The 21,706-nt window shown below is 68.2% G+C and carries 15 protein-coding genes; 6 read left to right on the top strand and 9 right to left on the bottom strand.

Annotation, left to right across the window (positions count from 1 at the left end; all coding sequences use genetic code 11):
- Positions 1-2: 2 nt before the first annotated feature.
- The gene (locus tag ISF28_RS11440; RefSeq protein ID WP_198117310.1) at positions 3-4,031 is read right to left on the bottom strand and encodes a hybrid sensor histidine kinase/response regulator; all 4,029 of its coding nucleotides are present in this window, start codon (positions 4,029-4,031) and stop codon (positions 3-5) included.
- 13 nt (positions 4,032-4,044) lie between these two features.
- Positions 4,045-6,726, bottom strand: coding sequence for a TonB-dependent receptor (locus ISF28_RS11435; protein WP_198117309.1), 2,682 nt, complete (start codon positions 6,724-6,726; stop codon positions 4,045-4,047).
- Between the two features lie 284 nt (positions 6,727-7,010).
- Here ISF28_RS11435 and ISF28_RS11430 point away from each other — a divergent pair, with 284 nt between their 5' ends.
- A complete protein-coding gene (locus tag ISF28_RS11430) occupies positions 7,011-7,583 on the top strand; it encodes a phasin family protein (protein ID WP_198117308.1) in 573 nt (190 codons plus the stop codon).
- A gap of 19 nt (positions 7,584-7,602) precedes the next feature.
- Here the strand turns inward: ISF28_RS11430 and ISF28_RS11425 are convergent, their stop codons facing one another.
- Positions 7,603-8,850, bottom strand: coding sequence for an acyltransferase family protein (locus tag ISF28_RS11425; protein WP_198117307.1), 1,248 nt, complete (start codon positions 8,848-8,850; stop codon positions 7,603-7,605).
- 209 nt (positions 8,851-9,059) lie between these two features.
- Here ISF28_RS11425 and ISF28_RS11420 point away from each other — a divergent pair, with 209 nt between their 5' ends.
- The 3 genes from ISF28_RS11420 (at position 9,060) to ISF28_RS11410 (ending at position 13,433) form a co-directional block, all read left to right on the top strand.
- Positions 9,060-10,013 (top strand): IS1595 family transposase, encoded by a 954-nt coding sequence (locus ISF28_RS11420; RefSeq protein ID WP_198117306.1) that lies wholly within the window; start codon positions 9,060-9,062, stop codon positions 10,011-10,013.
- 277 nt (positions 10,014-10,290) lie between these two features.
- The gene (locus ISF28_RS11415) at positions 10,291-12,441 is read left to right on the top strand and encodes a hypothetical protein (protein ID WP_198117305.1); all 2,151 of its coding nucleotides are present in this window, start codon (positions 10,291-10,293) and stop codon (positions 12,439-12,441) included.
- Positions 12,442-12,497: 56 nt separating this feature from the next.
- Positions 12,498-13,433, top strand: coding sequence for an SMP-30/gluconolactonase/LRE family protein (locus ISF28_RS11410; protein WP_198117304.1), 936 nt, complete (start codon positions 12,498-12,500; stop codon positions 13,431-13,433).
- A gap of 1 nt (position 13,434) precedes the next feature.
- Here ISF28_RS11410 and ISF28_RS11405 read toward each other — a convergent pair whose 3' ends face one another.
- The gene (locus tag ISF28_RS11405) at positions 13,435-14,544 is read right to left on the bottom strand and encodes a Gfo/Idh/MocA family protein (RefSeq protein WP_198117303.1); all 1,110 of its coding nucleotides are present in this window, start codon (positions 14,542-14,544) and stop codon (positions 13,435-13,437) included.
- 188 nt (positions 14,545-14,732) lie between these two features.
- On the opposite strand from ISF28_RS11405, the gene ISF28_RS11400 reads away from it, so the two are divergent.
- Positions 14,733-16,340 carry a S53 family peptidase gene (locus tag ISF28_RS11400; RefSeq protein WP_198117302.1) on the top strand — a complete coding sequence of 536 codons (1,608 nt, stop codon included), beginning with the start codon at positions 14,733-14,735 and terminating at the stop codon, positions 16,338-16,340.
- Here the strand turns inward: ISF28_RS11400 and ISF28_RS11395 are convergent, their stop codons facing one another.
- Both ISF28_RS11395 and ISF28_RS11390 read right to left on the bottom strand, forming a co-directional pair.
- On the bottom strand, positions 16,341-17,054 hold the full coding sequence (locus tag ISF28_RS11395; protein WP_198117301.1) for a LytR/AlgR family response regulator transcription factor: 714 nt from the start codon (positions 17,052-17,054) through the stop codon (positions 16,341-16,343). It abuts the gene before it with no gap.
- Complete coding sequence (locus ISF28_RS11390) at positions 17,042-18,121, bottom strand: sensor histidine kinase (RefSeq protein WP_229519021.1); 1,080 nt, start codon at positions 18,119-18,121, stop codon at positions 17,042-17,044. The genes ISF28_RS11395 and ISF28_RS11390 overlap by 13 nt, the downstream gene beginning before the upstream one ends.
- Before the next feature lie 90 nt (positions 18,122-18,211).
- Here ISF28_RS11390 and ISF28_RS11385 point away from each other — a divergent pair, with 90 nt between their 5' ends.
- On the top strand, positions 18,212-18,523 hold the full coding sequence (locus tag ISF28_RS11385) for a YciI family protein (protein ID WP_198117300.1): 312 nt from the start codon (positions 18,212-18,214) through the stop codon (positions 18,521-18,523).
- A 4-nt stretch (positions 18,524-18,527) separates the two neighbouring features.
- Here the strand turns inward: ISF28_RS11385 and ISF28_RS11380 are convergent, their stop codons facing one another.
- The 3 genes from ISF28_RS11380 to ISF28_RS11370 form a co-directional block, all read right to left on the bottom strand.
- The gene (locus tag ISF28_RS11380; protein ID WP_198117299.1) at positions 18,528-19,175 is read right to left on the bottom strand and encodes a dihydrofolate reductase family protein; all 648 of its coding nucleotides are present in this window, start codon (positions 19,173-19,175) and stop codon (positions 18,528-18,530) included.
- Positions 19,176-19,261: 86 nt separating this feature from the next.
- On the bottom strand, positions 19,262-20,230 hold the full coding sequence (locus tag ISF28_RS11375) for an FHA domain-containing protein (protein ID WP_198117298.1): 969 nt from the start codon (positions 20,228-20,230) through the stop codon (positions 19,262-19,264).
- A gap of 20 nt (positions 20,231-20,250) precedes the next feature.
- Positions 20,251-21,678: a S1 family peptidase gene (locus tag ISF28_RS11370; protein ID WP_198117297.1), complete on the bottom strand. Its 1,428-nt coding sequence runs from the start codon at positions 21,676-21,678 to the stop codon at positions 20,251-20,253.
- Between the last annotated feature and the right edge of the window lie 28 nt (positions 21,679-21,706).

The following is a 21,706-nucleotide window of genomic DNA, read 5'->3' as shown; positions in this document are numbered from 1 at the left end:
CGTCATGCCTGCGGATTCTCGGTCCGCTCCGCTTCTTGCTCGGCGCGGCAGCGCTCCACCAGGGCGAGGATGGCTTTCGATTGATAGCTTTCCGCCAGGGCGCGCAACTGCTGGGCGAAGGGGGCATAGCGCGCATCCAGGTTGCTCAGGTAGTCGGCGCGGGCGCACAGGCTCTGCATATTGCCGACCCGCGCGAGCTGGTACAGCGTCTCGATTTCGTCGCGCGGGGGCACGACGAAGTCGGCATCCTTCCAGGGTTCCGCGTCGACTGGCGCCGGCGTCCGGACCGTCGTCGTGATCCACGTCAGGGACAGCAGGTCGCCGATGGTCTTCAGCAGCAGGTCGTTGTCGATCGGCTTGGGCAGGAAGGCGTCGGCCCCCGCCGCGTAGCATTGCGCGGCATCCTCGCTGGTCGCGCTGGCGCTGGACACGATGATGGGAATCCCGGCACGGCGCGGGTTCTTGCGGATCCGGCGCATCGCTTCGCGGCCATCCATCACGGGCATCATGACGTCCATCAGGATCAGGTCGGGGCGGGCGCCGTCGAGCAGGTCCAGGCATTCCCGGCCGTTCTCGGCATCGATCATCTCGAACCCCAGCGGCTGCAGGGCGTCGATCAGCAGGAGCCGGTTCTGCGGCAGGTCGTCCACGACCAGCAGCCGCTTGCGCGGGCCCAGGTACCCGACGATCTGCGGGGCGGGCAGGGCGGCGCGCGCCACCGCGGCGGCCGGCAGCTCCAGCTCGAACCAGAACAGGGTGCCCTTGCCCGGTTGGCTCGATACCTCGATGTTCCCGCCCATCATGCGGATCAGTTGCTGGCTGATCGCGAGGCCCAGGCCGGAACCGCCCTCGCGCCGCTGCACGTCGCCGGCCTGTTCGAAGCGCTCGAAGATCCCCGCCATCTGTTCCTCGTTCATGCCGATGCCGCTGTCGGCGACTTCGAAGCGCAGGCGCACCGTGTCGGCGGACGACGCCGTCTTCAGCACCCGCAGGCTGACTTCGCCGCGGTCGGTGAACTTGACGGCGTTGCACAACAGGTTCAGCAGCACTTGCCGCAGGCGTTTCTCGTCCACCGTGACGGCGGCCGGCAAGTCCGGGGCCGCCTGGGACCGGAACGCCAGGTTTTTCTCGTCGGCCTTGACGCGGATGATCTTCGTCACCAGGTCGAGGAAGGCGGCGAGATCGCAATCGGTCGGATACAGGCTCAGTTTGCCGGCCTCGATCCGCGCCAGGTCCAGGATGTCGTTGATGAGGTTGAGCAGGTGCTGGCCGCTGTCCTGGATGGTCGCCAGGCCGGACGCCTGGCGCCGGCTCAGCTGCTGGGTGTCGCGGCGCAGGATCTGCGCATAGCCGAGGATCGCGTTCAGCGGCGTGCGCAGTTCGTGGCTCATATTGGCCAGGAAGGTGCTCTTGACCTGGTTGGCGACTTCGGCCTTTTCCTTGGCGATCTGCAGGTCGTGCGTGCGCTCGTCGACGATGCGCTGCAGCTTGCGCGCCTGCGCCTGCAACTGGCGCACCCGCATCCCGTACAGCGCGTAGACCAGCGCCGCGGCCAGGAACGCCATCAGGCTGCGGAACGTCCACGTCTGCCACCAGGGCGGGGTGATGGTGATGGCGAGCGCGGCGCCGGTCTCGTTCCAGACGCCGTCATTGTTGGAGGCCTTGACCCGGAACACGTAGTTGCCGGGCGCGAGATTCGTGTAGGCCGCCTCGCGGTGCGCGCTGTCGACATAGGTCCAGCCCCGGTCGAAGCCTTCGAGCTGGTAGGCGTAGCGGTTCTTGGCGGGCCAGCGGTAATTCAGGGCGGCGAAGCGGAATCCCACGCTGGATTGGCGGTAGTCGAGCGTGATGGCCTTGGCCAGCTCGACGGTGGTGTGAAGCGGCGAATCGGGCCCGGCCACGACTTCGTGCTTGAACAGCGAGAACTCGGTGATGTACACGGGCGGCGGTTCCCGGTTGTCCTTGAAGGTGTTCGGCCGGAAGGTGGTCAGCCCCCTGGTGGTGCCGAAATACATCGTGCCGTCCGGGGCGCGATACGCGGCGTGGTTCCAGAACTGGTTGCCGGGCAGGCCGTCGCGCGCATCGTAGACGCGGATCTTGCCGGTCGCGGGCGCGATGCGCACCAGTCCCTTGTCCGTGCCGGCCCAGATATTGCCGTCGGCGTCGGACTCCAGCGACATGACATAGTTGCTCGGCATCCCTTGCTGCACGGAGTAGACCTTGAAGGTGCCGCGGCGCGGATCGTAGCGGTTGACGCCGACGTCGGTCGCCACCAGGACCGAGCCGTCGGCCATCTCGGCGAGGTCGTTGGCGATCGGGCTGCTGAGTCCGTCCCGCGCGGTGAAATTGGTGAACTTGCCGGTGGCGGGATCGAGCCGGCTCAGGCCCGCGTCGGCCGCGACCCAGACCGACCCGTCGCTGGCCGCGAGCACCGCATTCGTCAGGTTGTTGGCCAAGCTGGCGGGATCGGCCGCGTCATGGGTGTAGACGGTCAGTTTCTTGTGCCTGGGATCGAAGCGTTGCAGGCCCACGCCATAGACCGACATCCACAGGTTGCCGTCCCGGTCGGCCGCCAGGTCGCTGATGGTGCTGTCCGATGTGGCGCCCGCGGGCGCGTACCGGCTCACCATGATCCGTTCGAAACTGTCGGTGCGCTCGTCGTAGCGGTTCAGGCCGGCGCGGGTCGCCAGCCAGACCGTGCCGTCGGCGTCGCACACGATGGCCGTGATCGCCACCTCCGACAGGCTGTGCGGGTTACCGGGCTCGGGCAGGTAATGCCGCGTCTCGCCCGTGGCCGGGTCGTACCGCACGGCGCCCGCATCCTCGCTGACGGCCCACAGGCGGCCCCGGTGGTCGCGCACCATGCCCGACACCAGCATGCGTCCCGACGCCGCGGACAGGCCCGTCTGCTGCAGCGCGGTGTGGAAGCGTCCCGCATCTTCGTCGAAGCGGACCAGGCCGTTGAACGTGGCGATCCACAGCGCGTGGTCGCGCGACTCCGTCATGTATTCGGTCATGTTCGACGCCACGCTCAACGGATCGCCGGGATCGTAGCGGTAGCGGATGAACTTGCCGGTGCGCGCGTCCATCCGGTGGATGCCGCCGCCCCAGTGCGACGTCCAGAGCCGGCCGCGGCTGTCGCGCATCACCTTCAGCACCGCGTTGTTCGCCAGGCTGCCCGGGTCGTTCGGATCGTGCTGGTACAACGTGAACCGGCCCGACCGGGGGTCGAAATGGTCGAGGCCGCCGTCGGTGGCGATCCACAGCGTGCCGTCCGCGTCCAGGAACAGCCCTTCGACGGAATCGTTGGCCAGCGAATTGGCGTCGTGCTCGTCGTGGCGGTAGTGCGTGAACTTGCCGGTGGCCGGGTTCAGGCGGTCGAGCCCGCCTCCGTACGTGCCGACCCACAGCATGCCGTCCTTGTCCTGCACGACCTGGGTCGGCATCGGATGCGCCAGGCTGTCGGGGTTGCGCGGGTCGTGCCGGTACACGGTCGCCACGCCGGTCCTGGGATCGAGCCGCGCCAGGCCGCCCTGGCTCGACACCCACATCATGCCGTCCCTGTCCTCGAACGCGAACCAGACGTTGTTGCCGGCGATGGTGGTGTCCGGCTTGCGCGGGTCGTGCCGGAAGAACGTGAACCGCTCGGTGGCGAGGTCGAGTTTCAGCAGCCCGTTCCCCCACGAACAGAACCACAGGTTGCCATCCCGGCCGCGCGCGATCGTCTGGTAGAACTGGGCGACCTGGCGGGTGGCGCCGGGCGGCACCGGGCGATACACGGTGAAGTCGGAGCCGTCGAATTTGGCGATGCCGTTGCGGGTGGTGACCCAGATGAAGCCGTACTTGTCCTGCGTGACGTCGAAGGCGACGTTGTTCGCCAGGCCGTCGCTGACGCCGAAGCGCTGGAACGCTTCGGTGTAGCGCGCCGGATCCGGGACCGTCTCCGCGGCGCCCCGTGTCGGCAGGAGCGCCAGCGCCGCCGTGATCATCCATCCGAATCCGGTCACGCTGTTGCGGCGGGTTGCATGCATGTGGGCTCCGGGTTCAGAAATCGTGCTTGACGCCGACGTTGAAGCTTCTGCCGATCGCACCGCTCAGGTGGAACGCGGGATTGAAATTGAGGTTGATATACGCGCTCGGGTCGAGCGGCGCGATATGGTCGAACAGGTTGCCGATGGAAAAATAGATCTCGGTGTGCTTGTCGTACCGTACGCTGTCGTGGAGGTCGACGGTGGTGAACGAAGCGACGCGGCAGCCGGCGGGCGCCGGCGCGCCGTCGGCGAATTGGTTGAAGCAGGGGGCCGTGAGGTTGTCCTTGTTGAGATAGCTGCCGATGTACGACACGGACGTGGTCAGGCGGGTCCGTCCGTATTCCCAGCCCAGCACGGCATTCACCCGGTTCTTCGGCGTGCCCGTGTTGCCGCTGACGACCATCGGCCCGTGGGTGCCGGCATAGTCGACGGTCGGCCCGCCGGCGAACCGCTTCTTGTAGTAATCGAGGTAGGTCCAGGCCAGTTTCGCGTTCACCGTGCCGAAGCGGCCCAGCTGCCGGCGGTGGTTCACGTCGATGTCGAGCCCCTGCAGCCGCGACCGGGAATTGTTCTGGAACGGCGCGCTCACTTCGAGCACGTTGCCCTGCGCGTCGCGCATGACGGACGCGCCCCGGAACGCGGCGCTGTCGGCCAGGATCGCGTACGGGTCGGCGCCGTTGATCTCGTTGCTGCGCTCGAGCCACCAGTACGTGGCGCCCACGCTCGTCGCGCGCTGCGGCTCATAGATGGCGCCGAGGGTCACCATCCGCGATTTCTCGGGCTTGAGGTCGGGATTGCCGATGGTCCGGACGACGCTCAGGAAGCCGTGGCCGGTCAGGTCGAGCGCCGCCGCATTCGTGTTACTGACGCCTTGTTCGACCTCGTTGGGCGCGCGAAAACCTTCGGTATAGGTGCCGCGCAACACCAGTCCGTTCCATGGGGTCCACTTGACGCCGACCTTGGGCGTGACCGACGTTTCCGAATCGCGCACCCGGTCGACCCGCAAGGCGCCGTCGAGTTCCAGCTGCCTGGACACGGGCGCCACCGCTTCGGCGAACGCCGAGAACACCGTCCGCTTGCCGCTGTAGACGTAGTAGGGCCAGCCGACGATGTCGCCGACGTCGGTATAGGGCGGGGCCGGCGCGTCGAGCGTCTCGTGCCGGTATTCCGCGCCGACCGACAGGGCCAGCGGACCGCCCGCCAGCGCCATCAGCGAGCGCGACGCTTTCATGTCGAGCAGCGTCAGCGTCGCGACGTTGTCGCTCGAGATCTCGGGCGACAGGGCCTGGTAGAACGCGGGCGGGTTGAGGCCGGCATTGGCGCCGAGGCGGTAGTAGCCGAACGGCCCGGTGCCATCGAGGCCCGCCCGCAGCACGCTGTCGCGGATGAAGCCGCGCAGGATGCGCGTCGTCGTCGTGTGGCCGTACAGCAGGCCCGTGTCGTAGCTCCAGCCGTTCCAGGCGCCCTTGGCCCCGACCAGCGCGCGCCACACCGCGCTGTCGTGCTCGAAACTGCGCGGCCCCGCGTCCGCCGTCAGGTAGCTGAGCAAGGCGTCGGTGCCCAGCGGATTGTCCGGGTGCGACGCCGGCAGCGGCAGGCGGGTATTGTCTTTCACGGAATTGGTGGCGGGAGCTATCCACAATTCGTTGACGCCGGTGGGACCGAAGACCCACGTCGACCGGGTATCAGAGGCGAACCTGCCGAGCTCGAAGTAAGGCTCGAGCGTGTCCGACAGGCGCATCGAGCCGCGCACGTACAGGTTCAGCTTGCGTTCCTCCGGCAGGACGGCGCCGTATTCGGCCACGCGGTCGTAGGGACAGCCGCCCAGGCCGGCGGGCAGGGCGATGGTCGACCGGCAGCCCGGCAGCTGGCGCCATGCGACGGGCCCCGAGGCCGGGCTGACGGCGCCGTAGCGGTTCGGGTTGGCGGTCCCGCTCGCATTGTCGAACCAGCCGCCGATGTTGGGGCCGATGCCGCCGGCCGTGAAGCCGTAGCCGTATGGGCGCAGGTCGCCGTTGCCGATCCATTTGTGGTCGCGCCGGTCCCCGCTCGCGATGCCCTGGCGGTGCGAGACTTCGACGTTGGCGAACAGGTTGTAGCCGTCGGCGGCCAGGTTGCCGATGCCGCCCGTGAGGCTGGCGCGCGGCATGGCGCCGCCGCCGCCTTCCGTCCACCCGTAGCCGAGCTCGGCCGACGCACCCTCGTAGTGGTCGCGCAGGATGATGTTGACGACGCCCGCGATCGCATCGGAGCCGTAGATCGCCGACGCGCCGTCCTTCAGGACTTCGAAGCGGTCGACGACGTCGAGGGGAATCGCGCTCAGGTTGACGAACGTGCGCTGCACGTCGTCGGCCAGGCCGAAGTGCACCATGCGGCGGCCGTTGACGAGGACCAGCGTGGCATTGACCGCCAGCCCGCGCAGGGCGACGCCGCTCGACCCCATCGCGAATCCGCTGACGTTGCCCAGGCCGATCGACCCGTTGTTGTCGACCGTGAGGGAGCGCACCACGTCGGACAGGCTCGTCTTGCCCGACTGCGCGATGTCCGCGCGCGTGATGATGTCCACCGGCGACGGGGTGGCGGTATCCGTTCGCTTCAGGCGGGTGCCGGTGATCTCGACGACGGCCGTGCCGCCCGCATTGGCGGCCTGATCCGTCTGTGCCAACGCGTGCGCGGGCCACTGGCCGAGGCTCATCGAGAATGAGAGCGCGGCAATGTTTCGGAGAGTCTGTTCACGGTTCAACATAGGTCCCCCGCTCGAACGACACCGATCACGTTCTCACTATCGTACGTTTTTGTCAATACAAGCATTGTCAGGTTCGTCGGACGGCGGCAACGCCGATGCACGCTGCATCGGGGCGACAAGGCCGGCACGATTAGCCCAGATCAAAGGTGCGCCGTCTCGCGCCCTTACGCTGTGAGCTTCGTGCCGCGGCGCCTGCGGCGGCCCGTTCAACCCACATTTTTGCGAGGCAAACCATGTATCCATTTCCACAGACGATCGCTCCGGCAGTGAAGACGCACATCGACGCGCAGACCGCGTTCCTGAACGACATGTCGAAGTCGCTGTTCAGCTCATTCCAGCAGATGTGCGACCTGAACATCCAGCTGGCCCAGACGATGCTGGAAGAGTCGACGCTGACCGGCAAGCACCTGCTGAGTGCTGACCGCCAATCCGAGCTGCTCTCCGCCGCCACGGCACGCACGCAGCCGACGACTGAAAAGCTGCGCGCCTACCAGCAGCACATCGCGCGCCTGGCGGCCGACGCCCAGGTCGACATGGCCCGCGTGACGGAGCAGCACGTGCAGAACACCACGCGCACCGCCCGCGCGCTGGCCGACGAAGTGGCCCGCGACGCCACCGAGCAGACCGAGCGCGGTCTGCGCGCCCAACAGGAAACCGTGCGCCAGTTCAGCGATCCGTTCACCCGGACGGGCAACGGCGCCGCCCAGCCGCAGGGCGCGTCCCAGCAGCACACGCCGGCGGGCACCCAGCCGCAAGCCGGCCAGCAGCAGGCCGGTCAACAACAACGTCCCGCCACTGCGCACTGAACACGGCGCCCGGCGGTGCTCAGGCCGGCTTCGCGCCGGCCGACGCCGCCGGCGTGACGGCTGCTGCGGCCCGGTGCGTGGCGGAAGCACGCGGCCCCAGGCCGAACAAGGGCCGCAGCAGCGGCACCCGGCGCACGATCTCGAAGCCCGCGAAGCTTCCTGCAGTCACGAGCACGACGAGCAGCATGGCTTCCAGGCCCGGCGCGCGGTGCAAGGGTTTGAACGCGTGGGCCAGCACGACGATCAGCGTCTGGTGCAGGATGTAGACAGGGAACACGGCCTCGGTCAGGTAGCGCCGGGCGGGGCCGTCGCGATCCAGGTGGCGGTATGCGAAGCCGCATGCGGCCACCATGGCGCTCCACGCCATCAGCGCATACTCGGCGCGCATCGGATGCACGAGCAGTTCCCAGCGCGTGCCCGCGATGGCATCGTGGGACAGCGCATACCAGATGATGATGGCGGCCCAGCCGGTGACGGCCAGCGCCAGGGCCGGCCAGCGCAGCGCCGCGACACGCGGCCAGAGGCCGGGCACGCGCGCCATCAGCGCACCGAGCAGGAACACGGTCAAATAGTGCGCATGGTTGTACCAATCGTCGACGAGCGCATGGGTGATCGGAAAGCGGTCCAGCATCAGCATGCGCGCCAGCGCCAGCACGGCGGCCGGCAGCACGATGATCTTCCAGCCTTCCAGCACGCGGCCGAGGCGGGCGGCGAGGCGGTCGAAGCGCGGCCCCAGCACCAGCATCAGCAGCGCGAGCACGACCGTGTAGACCCACAGGTAGGCGACGAACCACAGGTGGTTCCAGGTCGGCAGGATCAGGCAGCCGTCCTTGCAGAAGCCGTGGTAGCCGCGCAGGTAGAGGCCCATGAAGTCGGCGTAGCTGCCGGCATAGCCGAGCTTCTCGATGACTTCGCAATACGACTGCGGCGGCACGATGACGAGCATGCCGAACATCAGCGGTATCAACAGGCGCCAGCTGCGCTTGCGCAGGAATACGAGAGGGCGCAGCTTCGCCAGCATGCAGCTGGACGCGACGCCGGACACGAGGAACAGCAGCGACAGGCGCCACGGCGTCGACAGCACCATGAAGGGTTCCAGGGTCTCGCTGGCATGGGGGCTCTTCACGTGCCAGTCCCACGTCACGTAATACATGCCGACGTGGAACAGGATGAGCAGGAAGAAGGCGATGATGCGTACCCAGTCGAGGAAGTGATAGCGCGGCAGCGGTGCTGGTGGATTGGCGTCTTGCGGGCGGAATGTGGTCATGGTGATCGTCTCGGTTGGTGGTCGAAAGAGGACGACGTCAGACTAGATCCCGGTTCGCGCAGGCGCGAGCGGAATGTGGCGAGGCGGGAGCGGGGCGGGGCGAGCCGGCGTGATGAACCAAAAAAAAGGCTGTGTTCGCGTTAGTTCTGCGAACGGAATCCGGTTGCAGCGGTCATACGTATCGTCGAGTTAACTCATGGGGAGCGACGATGCGCAGCCTGCAGTTCGACGAATTGTTTGCCATGTTATCGGCGACGCAGCTGTCGCCGACCGACCTCGTCCGGTTGCGGGAATGGATCGCGAGCGTCGCGGATCCGACGGAGTGCATCGCGCTGATCGAGGCCGCCGCCAGAGGTCGCCCCTGTCCGCGCTGCGGTTGTGGCCACGTCCACCGCTGCGGCCAGGCCAGCGGCTTGCAGCGCTTTCGCTGTCTCGGCTGCGGACGCAGCTATAACGCGTTGACGGGCACGCCGCTCGCGCGGCTGCGCAAAAAGGAATGCTGGCTGACGTATCTGCAATGCATTCTGGAATCGCGCACGGTCCGCGATGCGGCGCGCGTCGCCGGCGTGCACCGCACGACCAGTTTCCGGTGGCGTCATCGCTTCGTGCCTGGTGCGATGCGCGATCGGCCTTCGACGCTGTCGGCCATCGTCGAGGCGGACGAAACCTACCGTCTCGAATCGCAAAAGGGCTCGCGCCATTTGACGCGCAAAGCGAGGAAGCGTGGCGGCGCCGCGAGACTGCGCGGCATCAGTCGAGAACACGATTGCCTGCTCGTCGCGCGCGATCGCAATGGCCAGACGCTTGATTTTCATACCGGACGAGGACAAGTGACGGTCTCGCAACTGGATTGTTGCCTCAAGCCGGTGCTGCCGGCGGACGTGTTACTGATCAGCGACGGTGCCGTCGCCTATCGACATTTCGCGGCGCAAGCGGGCATCACGCACGAGTGGGTGAACGTGAAGGCCGGTATCCGGGCGCGCGGCGCGATCCACATCCAGAATGTGAACAGCTGGCACAGCCGCTTCAAGAGTTGGCTGGTCCGGTTCCGTGGCGTCGCGAGCCGCTACCTGATCAATTACTCGGGATGGCAGCGTGTGCTGGACGCGCGGCAGCTGACCACGCCCGCGCATCTGCTGGGTGCAGCAGCTCAGCTCGGCTAGTCCATTGCAGTCGGATTACTGAAATAACGCGAACACAGCCAAAAAAAGCCCGCACGGGGCGGGCTGAATCTATTTTCTTGGAGGAAGATAGAGGAGACGATTTGGATTATCCAGATCCGGCCGCAGTAAATCCAATTGCCATTTCGGATATCGATCATACGAATCCGGAATAATATGGATGAGCGCAATAATTGGTGATTATTCGGCGGTACATACAATCTAGAATGACGGGTGCCGTGCGGCAACGCGCATTATCGCCACCTTGTACCCGTCATCCATGAAAACCGTCTTCGCCACTTCACCGTTGCGCCACCTTTCCCGCGCGCTGTCCGTCCTGTTCATGTCGCTCCCATTGGCGCATGCCAGCGACGTGAGCGATCTCATCGACAAGAACTGGATTGAAATCGACAGCCCGCATTTCCGGGTCGTCACGGAACAGTCGGAGGACGTCGCGCGCCGCATGATCGTCGACCTGGAAAACCTGCGCTATATCTCCAACCGCGTGCGCGGCGCGCAATCGCTGGACGGGCCGCCGCTGACGGTCGTCGCGATGGGCCGGCGCAGCTTTGCGACGCTCGGGCTGCCGAAGCACATGGCGGGCGTGTTCAGCCTGTCGCGCTACGGCTATGCGGCGCTCGCCAGGATCGAGGATTACGCGACGTCGGCCGACACGAGCGATTTTTCGCGCGCGACCATCCTGCACGAATACCACCATTTCCTGATGCATTATTCGCCCGAAACGACGTCGTACCCGCGCTGGTATGACGAAGGGATGTCCGAATACTGGTCGTCTCTCGTGATCCAGGATGGCTTCGCGTGGTTCGGCCATCCGGTGGAGGGCAGCGGGCGCGAGAACTGGCTGGTCGACCGGGTGGGCAGGGTCGATCTCGACACGAAATGGTTGTTCAATACATCGAAGCTGAAATTCGGCGAGAGCAGGTCCGATTCGGACGATACGGCGCGCTTTTACGCGCGGGCGGACTATGCGATCCACTATTTCAATTCGAGCCCCGAATTGCGCAGGCAGCTCGCCCATTATCTGCGCTTGCATAACATGGGGTTGTCGGAGGACGGGGCCGTTCGCCTGGCGTTCAAGAAATCGTATGCGGAACTCGACATCGACATGCGGCGCTACGTCGAGCGCCACCTGACGGCACGGGGTTTTTCGACCGGCAAGGATGGGCTCGCACTGCCGCAAGTCGACGTCAAGTCGATCAAACTCGACCGGGCCGCGACGTGCGCCGTGCTGGCCGACGTGGTGCCGCGTTTCGCCAAGCGCGACGGCAAGGTCGTGCGGGAACTGATCGACACCAATCTCAAGCTTCACCCGGACGATCCGAAGGCCAATCTCATCGCCATCGAACGCGGCGGCGTCGCCGACGCGATGAGCCGCCTGGACGCGCTGATGAAACGCTATCCGAACGACGCGCGCCTGCTGGCCGCACGCGGCGAGGGCCTGCGCATGGCGGCCTTCGCCATGCACGACACCGGCACGCCCGGCTGGGAAGCGCCGCTCGAGGAAGCGCGCGGCCTGTACCGCCGCGCCATCCAGGCGGACCCGGGCAATGCGCTGGCCTATTTCGGCCTGGGATATGCATACGCGCTGTTGCCGGACATCGGGCCGGTCGACGAAGGGATCGCCGGACTGGACTCGCTCGTCATCTACGAACCGGCGCCCGCCGCCTTCCGTGCCCTGGCGCACCTCTACCTGCGCAACAAGCAACTGCCGGAAGCGCTCAAGAGCATGCGCAGCGCCGTCGCGTTCGGCGAGGCGGGCGATCATCCGTTCGACGCGCTGCTGATGGAAAACCTGGAAATCCTGGCCGACATGGCGACCGCCGGGATCCCGCAAGCGAACGGCTTGCGCTACCCCAGCGGCGCCGTCTACGAAGGCGCGGTGGCCGGCGGCAAGCCGGACGGCAAGGGCAAGTGGACACGTCCGGACGGCAGTTATTACGAAGGCGATTTCGCGCACGGCCTGCCGGCAGGCCACGGCAAGCTGGCGAGCGAGCGGGGCGTCGCGTACGAGGGCGGATTCGCGGCCGGCATGGCGCACGGCACGGGGCACGTCACGTTCCCGGCCGGCAGCAAGATGGTCTCGTATGAAGGCGGCATCGACGACGCGGTGCCGGCCGGGGCGGGCGTCCTCGTGACACGGGAAGGACGGCTGGAGGCCACGTTCCTGAAAGGCGAGGCGCAGGGCGACGGCACGTTCGTCCCCGCGCACGGCGCCGCGCCCATCCGCGGAAAATGGTTCGACGGCGGCTACCAATGGCCGGCGGTCGACCATCTCGTGTTCGTCGGCGGCATCGATGCGGACGGGCGGCGCCACGGCCTGGGCTGGTGCCATGCGGACGGCACGACGCAGATCGATGCCTGCCGCTACAAGGACGACCATCGGATCGCACTGAACGCGAACGACGAGTGATCGTGCCGGGCAAACGCTACAATGCGTTATTTCGACCGTCGAACGAAAGGCCCGCCATGCAATTCCGCACCGTCTCCGCCGTTTTCGCTTTCCCATTGGCGCTGGCCCACGCGGCCGCCGTCCACGCGGCGCCCGCGTGCGGCGCGGCGCCGTCAGGCGAGCTGCGCGCCGAGCATGTCGCGGCCGTCCAGCCGTCGCGCAGCGAGCCGGGGCTGTACGAAGGCCCCATGTGGATCAAGGACGCGCTGTATTTTTCCGATTTCAGCTTCGCGCCCGGCTTCCCGTCGCGCATCCGCAAGCTGGCTCTGGACGGCACCGTGAGCACGGTCGTCGAGGACAGCGGCAGCAACGGCCTGGCCGTCGACGCGCACGGCGACATCGTCGCGGCCACGCACAAATACAAGGCCTTGTCGCGTTATGCGCTCGCGGACGGCAAGCGCACGACGCTCGCCGCGGACTATAAAGGGCAGGTGTTCGATTCGCCGAACGACGTCGCCATCGCGCGCGACGGCACGATCTATTTCACGGACCCGGATTTCCAGAAGGCGGCGGCGCCCGGCGGCCAGCCTGTGACCGGCGTCTACCGCGTCGCCACGGACGGCAAGGTGACGCTCGTCGACGGCACCCGGCCGAACCCGAACGGCGTGTCGCTGTCGCCCGCCGGCGACGTGCTGTACGTGAACGCGGGCGACGGCTTCCTGCGCGCCTATCCCATCGTGAACGGCGTGCCGGAGCGGGGTCGGGACATCGTGAAGGGCCTCGACGTCCCGGACGGCATGGCCGTCGACTGCCACGGCAATATCTACGTGAGCGAGCACCCGGCCAGGCGGGTGCGCGTGTTCTCGCCGCAGGGGAAGGAATTGGCGACGATCCGCGTCGATGCCAACGTCACGAACGCCGCGTTCGGCGGCGCCGACGGCAAGACGCTGTTCCTGACGGGCGCCGGCGCGATCTGGCGCATCCGGCTGGACGTCACCGGATCGCCTTACTGATTCACGCCTTGAGCAGGATGCGCTTCTGCTCGCGCGCCGAGCGGTAGATCGCCTCGATGATGCGCAGGTCGCGCAAGCCTTCCTCGCCGGCGACGATCGGCTCGCGGTCCTGCATCACGCATTGCGCCATGTGGTCCAGCTGGCCGGCCCATTGCGTGGCGCCGGGGCCCGGCGGCGGGGTGATTTCCTTTTCGCGGCCATTGCCGATCCACATCCGGTTGCCGTAGTAACCGGTCGCCGGTTCCATTTCGATGCGCCCCTTGTCGCCCATCAGCAGGATGTGGTTCTGGTTGGCGCTGTACATCGACTGGCACGAGCCGATCACGCCGGACGGGAATTCCAGCTGGAAGCCGATCATGTCTTCCACCTCGCGGAAACGCGGGTCGTTGCGGTCCGTCGTTTCCTGGGCGTAGACGGCGACCGGTTCCTCGCCCGTCATGTAGCGCGCCGCGTTGAGGGCGTAGATGCCGATGTCCATCATCGAGCCGCCGCCCGCCATCGCCTTTTTCAGGCGCCAGGCGTTCGGGTCATGGAACGTGAAGCCGTGCTCGGAGCGGAAGTAGCGCAGCTTGCCGATCTCGCCCGCGCGGGCGCGGCGGATGGCCTCCAGGTTGTACGGCTCGAAGTGGCAGCGGTAGCCGATCATCAGCTTCTTGCCGGCCTGGCGGCACGCGGCGATCATCGCCTCGCACTCGGCCGACGACACGGCCATCGGCTTTTCGCACAACACGTGCTTGCCGGCCTTGGCCGCGCGGATCGTGTACTCGGCATGCATGGACACGGGCAGGCAGACGTAGACGATGTCGATGTCCGGGTTGTTGCGGATCTGGTCGTAGTTCTCGTAGTTGTAGATGTTCTTGTCCGGGACGCCGTATTCGCGCGCCACGCGCTGCGCCTTGGCCGGGTCGCCGCTGACGAGGGCGACGAGGCGGCTGTTCCTGCAGTTCTTGAATTGCGGGATGATGACGCCCAGGCCGTACGACCCGAGCCCGACGATCGCATAGCCCAGCTTGCGATCGGGCGGGGCCGCCCATGCCAAGTCTCCCATCGCACCCGCCGCCAGCGCACCGCCGGCGGCAAGGACCAGACCACGCCGATTCTTGTCGATCATCATGTCTCCCTGTATTTATGTTAGCGCTCACAATTGCGCAATCATTTTAATACGAATGCGAAGCTTCGGGCGCGGGCGCCGCGCCGGCGTGCCCAATAGTTATCGCCAATCAAGAGGCTGATCCGCTCGGCGCGCACACTGGCAGACGGTGCCCGGACCCGCCGGGCCGTCCATCAACGAGGTGAATCATGGTCAAACTCCAGGGCAGCGTGCCCGCAACCATCGCCGACATGCGGTCCCTCGGGCCGGCACCGGCCGACGAACGCTTCGAGATCACCGTCCTCGTGCGCCGGCGAGCGCCGATCGCGGCGCATCCGTTGGACGCCAAGCCGGCCCAGCGCCGCTACCTGACGCGCGCCGAGTTCGCCGCGCAACACGGCGCCAGCGAGGCCGACTTCGCCGCCGTCGCCGCCTTCGCGCAGAAAGCCGGCCTCGTCGTCGTCGAACGCCGGCCGGCGGCGCGCAGCATGGTCCTGTCCGGCACGGCCGGCCAGGTGGCGGCCGCGTTCGGCACGGCCATCGAACGGGTCGAGCACGCGGCCGGCATCTCGCGCCGCCGCACGGCGCCCGTGCACCTGCCGCCCGAACTGGACGGCATCGTCGAAGGCGTGTTCGGCATCGACGACGTGCCCATCGCGCGGCCGCATTTCAAGTTCTCGAAGGATTCGGCGCAGGCGGCGCTGCAGGCGTCGATGCCGCTGGCCGCCGCGCCCACCGATGCCCAGGCCGCGTCCGGCTTCACGGGCGCCGACCTGGCGAAACTGTACGACTTCCCGGCCGGCCTGGACGGCAGCGGCCAGTGCATCGCCATCATCGAGCTGGGCGGCGGCTACCGCACCAACGACATCAAGGCGTATTTCAAGAGCCTGCACCTGGCGGCGCCGTCCGTGACGGCCGTCTCCGTCGACGGCGGCAAGAACAGCCCGTCGCTGCCGTGGAGCGCGGATGCCGAGGTGATGCTCGACATCGAGGTTGCCGGTGCCGTCGCGCCCAAGGCGCACATCGCCGTGTACTTCGCGCCGAACAGCGAGCAGGGCTTCGTCGATGCGATCGCGGCCGCCGTCCACGACGACGTGCACAAGCCGTCCGTGATCTCGATCAGCTGGGGCGCGCCGGAATCGGACTGGACGGAGCAGGGCCTCGCCGCGATGAACCAGGCGTTCGAGTCGGCGGCCGCGCTCGGCGTGACGGTGTGCTGCGCGGCGGGCGACGCCGGCAGCGGCGACCAGAACCCCGACAACGGCACGCCGGACGGCCGCGCCCATGCCGATTTCCCCGCCTCCAGCCCGTACGTGCTGGGTTGCGGCGGCACGCGCCTGACTGCCGACGGCGGCACGATCGCCGCCGAGACCGTGTGGAACGACGACCCGGCCAGCAGCGCGACGGGCGGCGGCGTCAGCGACGTATTCGACCTGCCGGCGTGGCAGACGGATGCGGGCGTGCCGAAGTCGGTCAATCCGGGCGCACGGGTCGGACGCGGCGTGCCGGACGTGGCGGGCAATGCGTCGCCGGCGACGGGCTACCGGGTGCGCGTCGACTTCATGACGTACACGATCGGCGGCACGAGCGCCGTGTCGCCGCTGTGGGCGGGCCTCGTCGCATTGCTGAACCAGAAGCTGGCGCAGCCCGTCGGCTGGCTCAACCCGCTGCTGTACGGCCCGCTGGTGGGCAGCGGCGCCATGCGCGACATCACGAGCGGCGACAACGGCGGCTATGCCGCCGGGGCCGGCTGGGATGCGTGCACGGGCTGGGGCGCGCCGGTCGGCACCAAGCTGCTGGCCGCGCTGGAGGGCTGATCACAGCCGCGCCAGGACGTCGGCGCGGTACTGGCGGCTGCACGGCACTCGTGTGCCGCCGCGCAGCAGCACTTCGCCGTCGCCCTTGTCGAGGGTGACGACCTGCTCGATCCAGCGCACGGCCACGGCCGCGCGCCGGTGGCAGCGCACGAAGCCGGACCCGAGCCGGTCGACGAGGCCGGCGAGGGTCTGGCGCAGCAGCGGGGCGCCGGCCTCCGTGTGCAGCACGACGTAGTTGTCGGCCGTCTCGATCCATTGGATGTCCGCGACGCGCACGACGCGGGTGACGCCGCGTTCGCTCACCAGCAATTGCTCCAGCGGGGCCGGCGGCAGGGCGGCGGCCTGTCCGTCGGGCCGCGCCTCCAGCTTCTTGCGCAGCCGCGCCAGCGCGCGGCCCAGGCGGTCGCCATCGTAGGGCTTGAGCAGGTAGTCGATGGCGTCGGCGTCGAAGGCGCGGCACGCATAGCGTTCGTAGGCCGTGACGAACACGACGAGCGGCGCCGGTTCCGGCAGCGACGCGGCCAGTTCGATGCCGGACAGCTCGGGCATCTCGATGTCGAGCAGCAGCGCGTCCGGGCGGAAGCTGGCGATGCGGGCCAGCGCCTCGACGCCGTCGGCCGCTTCCTCGACGGCCGCGATGCCGTCCTGCTGCGCGAGCAGGTGGCGCAGCTTGGCGCGCGCCGGGCGCTCGTCGTCGACGATCAGGAGGCGCACGGCAGCCTCAATTCGGCGCGCACGCCGCCCTGCGGCCGCGCGGTGATGTCCAGCCGGCCCGCGTCGCCGTACAGCGCCTGGATGCGCGCGCGCAGGTTCGACAGGCCGATGCCGCCGGGGCGTCCGGACGCGGCCAGCTTGCCCGCGTCGTCCTGCACGCCCAGCACGAGCTCGTTGCCTTCGCGGCACACGGACACTTCGATGCGGGTGGGCGCGCGGCGCCGTTCGACCGTGTGCTTGAAGACGTTCTCCAGCAGCGGCTGCAGGCTCATCACGGGCACGTCGCGGTCGAGCAGCGTGTCGTCCACCTGCCAGGCGATGGCGACGCGGTCGGCGAAGCGCTCGGCCATCACGTCCGCATAGCCGCGGGCGAGGCGCAGCTCGGTCGCGAGCGGGGCGGCGTGGCGGTCGCCCAGGGCCAGCGTTTCGCGCAACACGTCGGCGAGCTGCGCCAGCGTGGCGTCGGCCCGGGCGGGATCGCTCCAGATCAGCGCCGACACCGTGTTCAGCGCGTTGAACAGGAAGTGCGGCTGCATCTGCTGGCCCAGGCGCTGCAGCTGGGCCTGGCGCAGCAGGGTGTTCGAGCGCTCCGCGCGCAGCCGCGCGTCGAGCAGGGCGCGGTAGGACTGTACGCCGAAGCGGATCGAGATGAACAGGCCGAAGAAGATCGTGATCTTCAGCGATTCGTACAGGAACAGTTGCGGCGGCGGGGCGTGGCGATACGTTTCGCCGACCAGCGCGTACACGGCGTCGCGGATGCCGAAGGCGAGCGGCACGAAGGCGATCCAGTACATCGGCAGCCAGCGGGCCTGGCGCGCGAACCAGCGCGGGGGCGTGCCGAGCAGGGCGTCGTCGGTATGCGACCAGCGCAGCTGCACGAGGGCCAGCACGGTGATGACGACGGCCGACGAGCTTTCCCACAGGATCGGTTTCCAGATCGCATGGCTGTGCTCGTTGCGCATGAAATCCTGCACGGCGACGAGGATCATCAGGATCCAGAACAGGATCCAGGCGGAGACGAAGACGGCGTTGCGGCGCAGGAAGGTCATGCGGGGATGATCGGCCATCCTCGGGCGATTGTCAAAACGAACCGGTGCGGCGCGCATCCCGCGCTTCTGCTAACGTCGGGCCGGGCAAACCAACCACAGGAGGGCACCATGGAACGTTTCCTGTTCGTGTACCACGGCGCGCCGGGCGCCGATTCGGATACGCGCCACGACTTGTCGCGCTGGGCGGCGTGGTTCGACGGCATGGGCTCGCGCGTGCTCGACCGCGGCAGCCTCACGCACAGCGCCGTCGACGTGCCGCGCCGCCTGCTGGGGCCGAAGGAAGCCGCCAGCTCGCTGTGCGGCTATTCGATCGTCGAGGCGGCGGACTTCAACGAGGCCGTCGCCATCGGCGAACGCTGTCCCATCTTCGACGAGGACGGCTCGGTCGAGATCGCGCGGTTGACGATCCCGCTGGCCTGAGCCGTCAGGTCCGGCTCAGCACGACGTGCGTCGCGGCGGCGGTCGGCACGTGCTCGGTGCACCGGAAGCCGAGCGCGGGCAGGTCGATGCCGGCCAGCAGCGCCTCGCCCGTGCCCAGCAGGACGGGCGAGATGGCCAGGTGCATCTCGTCCACGAGCCCGGCCTGCAGGTATTGGCGGATGGTCGACACGCCGCCGCCCAGCCGCACGTCCTTGCCGCCCGCGGCCCGGCGCGCACGGTCGAGCGCCGCCTCGATGCCGTCGGTCACGAAATGAAACGTCGTGCCGCCCTGCATCGCGAGCGGCGCGCGCGCGTGGTGGGTGAGGACGAACACGTCGCAGTGGTACGGCGGCTCGTCGCCCCACCAGCCTTTCCACTCGTCGTCCGGCCACGGGCCGCGCACGGGCCCGAACATGTTGCGGCCCAGGATCCAGGCGCCGACGTTGGCGAAACCGCGCGCGGCGAAGTCCTCGTCGGGGCCGCCGGTGCCTTTCGTTTCGTCGCCCATCATGCGCTGGAAGGTGCGGGTTCCCCGGAACCATTGATGCAATCCGCCGGCGCCTTCGCCCATCGGGTTCTGCAGGCTCTGGTTCGGACCGGCACCGTAGCCGTCGAGGGAAATGGAAAAGCTCTGGACTCTGACTCTGGACATGTCGTTTCCTTGGTTGGTCGAGGACGCGGGATGCGTCCATGTTCGTACGACGAACGGGACGGGCCGGTTTCGACAGTGTCGCACATTCAATCGTCGATCTCGTCGTCGCCCGGCTTGCGCCCCCGGCTGCGGTCGAGCGGGCCCTGCATCGCCTCCACGGCGCGCATGAACTCGTCGACACCGTGATCCGGACTCAGCCGGAAGCGCGGCGGCAGCAGCACCGACATGTACAACTCGTCGGACAGGCGGCCCGTGCGCTGCACGTTGCCGGTCAGGATCAGGCTCGAGCACAGTACGGCAAGGCCGGCGCACATCCAGCGGTAGCGCACGCGGTTCCGCGGCCGGATCGTGCACAGGTGAAAATAGACCATCCCGGCCAGCAACACCACGGCCACGTGCGACCCGTAGTGCGTGAAACTTTCGGCCGAGAACGCGTAGGCCAGCAGGCTGCCCAGCAGCACGTAGCCGGCGAGGGCGGCGCTGCCGCAGCCGAACACGAACAGGTGGCGGCCCAGGCGCGCGTGGCGCCCGAACAGCCGGTTGGCGAACGCCCACATGCCGCCCCACAGCAGCGCCGCCGCGAGGCCGCCCGCGAGCGCCTCGGCATAGCGCGCCAGCTCGAAGAATTCGGTGTCGCCGAGCCAGCGCGCGAGCAGCGCGACTGCGCCCGCGAGCAGCAGGCCGGCGGCCCCCGGCAGCACGCCTTCCCAGCCGTGGAAGGTGCGGTCGACGAGTTCCAGGGCGACGGGAAAGCCGGCCGCGCGCACGCGCAGCGCCGTGTGGCCGATGCGCACGACGGTGTCGCCGGACAGGACCGCCTCCTGCCGGCGGCGGCCGGCGACGACGATGCCGTTGCGGCTGCCGAGATCGCGCAGCAGCAGCCGTCCGGCCGCGTCCTGCTCGACGACGGCGTGCGCGGCCGCCGCGTAGTCGTCGTCGAGGATGACGTCGTTGTCGTAGCCGCGCCCGATGCGGATGGGGAGCGCGTCCACGCACTGGCGCAGCAGGACGTCGCCGTTGCGGGCCAGCAGCTCGACGAACCAGGGCCCGTTCATGGCCGAGTTCATGGCCGGGTTCATGGCCGCATGGGGCTGCGCCCGAGCGCGGCCAAAAAGGCGCGGGTGGCGCGCATGCCGTTCTCGTACGAGACGCCGGCCAGGTCCAGGCGGCTCTGCAGGCTGGCACGCGGATCGTCCGTGCTGGCGGCCAGCAGGGTGAAGTTGTACAGGCCGGCGAACTTGCGGTAGGCGCGCACGCACGTCACGGCGCGCACGGGCAAGGTGGCCGTGTGCACGAACATTTCCGTGCAGGCGGGACGGGTGAGGCGCGTGTCGCGGCCGGCGCCGATGCGGTCGACGCTGAAGCGGCTCGTGGCCAGCACGGCGAACTGCAGCGGATGCAGCGAGCTCGTGCGCAGCACCTGGTGCGTCATCGACACGTGGCCCGTCTGCTGCGTGTCCGACACGTAGACGGCCGCCTCCATCGCGCAACTGACGGCGTCGAGCGTGTACTCGGCCTCGGCGCGGAAGTTCGAGCGCCCCCAGCAGCGCAACTGCTGCGATTCGCGCACGGGCACCCGGTACGGGCCCATCGTGCGGATCGAGAGCGGCTCGGCCAGCAGCCGGTCGATCAGCGCGCGCTGGTGCGCCAGCAGTTGCTGGCCGATCAGCGGATTGAAATTCCTGGGCGGATGCGGCTGCGCGGCTGCCCGCGCCAACAGTTGCTGGGCATACTTGACGGGCACGAGGAAGCTGACCAGCTCGCCGTCGCGGCGCTTGGACACGTTCACGCCCGCGACAACGCCGGCCGCCGTCACGCTGGGGCCGCCGCTCATGCCCGAGTTGATGGGCCCGGTAAACACCAGTTGCTCGTAGAAGCTGCGCGTGACGATGCCGTTGTACGCCCCTTCCGAGATGGCGAAGCCGAGGTCGAGCGGGTTGCCGAGCGAATACAGGTACTGGCCCTGCACGAGTTTCACGGGCTTGTCCGGCACCTGGAAAAAGCCCGTGCCGTTGCGGTTCACGCGCACGACGGCCAGGTCGTGCAGCACGTCGACGGCGAGCAGTTCGACGGGGCCGCTCCTGCCGTCCGTGTCGACGTATTCGCCGACATAGACCTCCGGATCGAGCGCCATCTGCGACACGACGTGGTAATTGGTCAGCACGAGATTGCCCGTCCCGACGAGGAAGCCGGACCCGACGCTGGACTGGCTGCGGCCGTTGCGCAGCAGCATGCGGATCTGCAGCAGGTCGGCCTTGGCGGCGGAATACAAGGTCTGGGCGGCGCTGGATGGCGTCGGGAGGGCGGCCGTCTCGTCCGTCTCGCCGGGGCCGGGCGCGGGCAGGGTCGTCGCGGGCGGCGCGGCGGGCGGGATCACGAGTGGCGGTTGCGGCGTCGCTTTGGTGCGCTGGCCGGCCCCGCTTGCCCGGCCGGCGGCAACGGCAACCGACGCGGCGGCGCCGATGACGACGACGGTGATGAGGGCGGCGGTCGGGAAGCGCATGGCGCCATCTTGCCAGAAGCGCCGCCCG

The sequence above is a fragment of the Massilia rhizosphaerae genome (assembly GCF_016093545.1).
Lineage (GTDB): Bacteria > Pseudomonadota > Gammaproteobacteria > Burkholderiales > Burkholderiaceae_D > Telluria > Telluria rhizosphaerae.
The sequence above is the reverse complement of the archived record's forward strand: the minus strand, read 5'-3'. Positions and strand labels throughout refer to the sequence as shown.